The sequence below is a fragment of the Mailhella sp. genome, from assembly GCF_057866825.1.
Window position 1 is genome coordinate 1 of record NZ_DBMAHT010000208.1, and the last position, 2,200, is coordinate 2,200.

Genomic DNA, 2,200 nt, shown 5'->3' on the forward strand with positions numbered 1-2,200 from the left:
TCCTCCGAGCCGGGCACGATCCAAGCCCGACTCCGGGTCGAAGAAAAGGTCTGTCAGATCTTCGGCTTTCTGAGCGGCGGAGCCTCGCTGGCCCTTGCGGAAACGCTGGCCGGATTCGGCTCGCTTGCGCTTTGCGGCGACCATGAAGCACCGCTCGGCATTCAGGTGAGCGCGAACCATGTTCGCGCCGTGCCCAGGGGCGGCGAAGTCACGGCCACGGCAAGCATTCTGCATCAGAGCCGCGGCATTCACGTGTGGAACGTCGATATCGTCGACGACGAAGGACGACTCGTTTCCACCTGCCGCGTCACCAACCGCATAACGCAAAGGAAAAGCCCATGAGCAACCGACAGTGGACCCGCATACGGGAATATGAAGACATTCTCTTCGACTTTTACCACGGCATTGCCAGAATCACCATCAACCGCCCGCACCGCCGCAACGCCTTCACGCCCACCACGGTTTCCGAAATGGGCGACGCTCTGCGCCTCTGCCGCGAATCGGGCGACATCCGCGTGGTGGCGCTGACCGGCGCCGGAGACAAGGCCTTCTGCAGCGGCGGCGACATGAACGTCAAGGGCCGCGGCGGCTACGTGGGACAGGACGGCGTGCCGCGCCTCAACGTGCTCGACGTGCAAAAGCAGATACGCTCGCTGCCCAAGCCCGTGATCGCCATGGTCAACGGCTTTGCCATAGGCGGCGGGCACGTGCTGCACGTAGTGTGCGACCTTACCATTGCGTCGTCCAACGCCCGCTTCGGCCAGACCGGCCCGAGGGTGGGGAGCTTTGACGCGGGCTTCGGCTCGTCCTATCTGGCCCGGGTGGTGGGCCAGAAGAAGGCCCGCGAGATATGGTTTCTCTGCCGCCAGTACAGCGCGGAGGAAGCGCTTGCCATGGGGCTCGTGAACAAGGTGGTCGAACCTGAACGCCTGGAAGACGAAATGGTGGAATGGGCGGAAACCATGATGCAGCACAGCCCGCTTGCGCTGCGCATGATCAAGGCGGGACTCAACGCGGAACTCGACGGACAGGCAGGCATACAGGAACTTGCCGGCGACGCCACGCTGCTCTACTACCTCACCGACGAAGCGCAGGAAGGCGGCCGCGCCTTTCTGGAAAAGCGCCGTCCCGACTTTTCCAAAACGCCGACCTTTCCGTAGGAGGCCGCCCCATGCACCACGACAAGCTTCTTTTTGAAGGCCGCGCCTTCGGGCCCGGCGATCTCGACAAGCTGCGCGCCTCGTCCCGTCGCTTCGTGCGCGAGGAGCTTGCGGCCTTTCTTGAGGAATGGCATTCGGACTCCCCCACCGTTGCCGTGCAGAGTTCCGGTTCCACGGGAACGCCCAAAATCATGCACGTGGAAAAGGCCCGCATGAGAGCGAGCGCCCGCATGACCTGTTCCTTTCTCGGACTCAGGGCGAACGACCGCGCCCTTCTGTGCATGCCGCTGCGCTACATAGGCGCAAAAATGATGGTGGTGCGCGCGATGGAACGGGGGCTCGACCTTCACTGCGTCGAGCCTTCCGGGCATCCTTTAAAAGGACTTGAGCGCGCGCCCGACTTTCTGGCCGTGACGCCCGCGCAGGTGTTTTCCTCGCTGGAAGACCCGCGCGAAGCCGAACTTCTGCGCGAAACGCGGCACGTCATCATCGGCGGCGGGGCCGTGGACGCGGCGCTTGCCCGCAGACTCCGGGATTTTCCCCACGCCGTGTGGTCCACCTACGGCATGACGGAAACGCTTTCGCACATTGCCCTGCGTCGGCTGAACGGGCCGGAAATCCGACTGCTCTCGGCTTGGCCTCTTCACAGAAAGGGGATGGGAATCTTTCCCATCCCCTTTGTTGTCAGGCGTACTGAAAAGGTTCTGTCATAGTGTGTGGTTGTTTCATCTCCACAGCACGGTGAAAAGACAGGCTTTTTCTCCAGTTTTCCCCTTGGCTGAATCCATAGCCGAGGCGTTTTTCTGGTTATCCTTTTGGAATTTCGAGGAAAAAAGCATCAACCATTTTCTGGGGCACAGCCTTTTGCAAAGGAAACGGAGGCAACTCTGCCGACACTGAAGGTATCACTGGACTCTGAGTCCATCATGCGCCATTTTATTGTTTATTGTAGAGGGGAAGACGCAGCCAAAACCTTTATCCCGCTCCGCCGATCCAGAGGATGCGTAAAAGATATGAATCACGTACCTGCTGAGACAAAA

General features: G+C 60.7%; 3 protein-coding genes. All 3 read left to right on the plus strand.

Translation table 11 applies throughout. From position 1 onward, the window contains the following. Positions 1 to 342, plus strand: a 342-nt coding sequence (locus tag ACZM96_RS10750) for a PaaI family thioesterase (RefSeq protein ID WP_489489050.1), incomplete at its 5' end; no start/stop codon positions are given. After that, positions 339 to 1,160: a 1,4-dihydroxy-2-naphthoyl-CoA synthase gene (gene menB / locus ACZM96_RS10755; RefSeq protein WP_489489051.1), complete on the plus strand. Its 822-nt coding sequence runs from the start codon at positions 339 to 341 to the stop codon at positions 1,158 to 1,160. The genes ACZM96_RS10750 and menB, both read left to right, overlap by 4 nt. An 11-nt stretch (positions 1,161 to 1,171) precedes the next feature. After that, positions 1,172 to 1,873 carry an AMP-binding protein gene (locus ACZM96_RS10760; RefSeq protein WP_489489052.1) on the plus strand — a complete coding sequence of 234 codons (702 nt, stop codon included), beginning with the start codon at positions 1,172 to 1,174 and terminating at the stop codon, positions 1,871 to 1,873. Positions 1,874 to 2,200 lie beyond the last annotated feature (327 nt).

What these genes read in the sequence shown, in the direction of transcription:
- ACZM96_RS10760 (WP_489489052.1), top strand. Translation starts at nt 1,172, where the DNA reads ATGCACCACGACAAGCTTCTTTTTGAAGGCCGCGCCTTCGGGCCCGGC.
- menB (WP_489489051.1), top strand. Translation starts at nt 339, where the DNA reads ATGAGCAACCGACAGTGGACCCGCATACGGGAATATGAAGACATTCTC.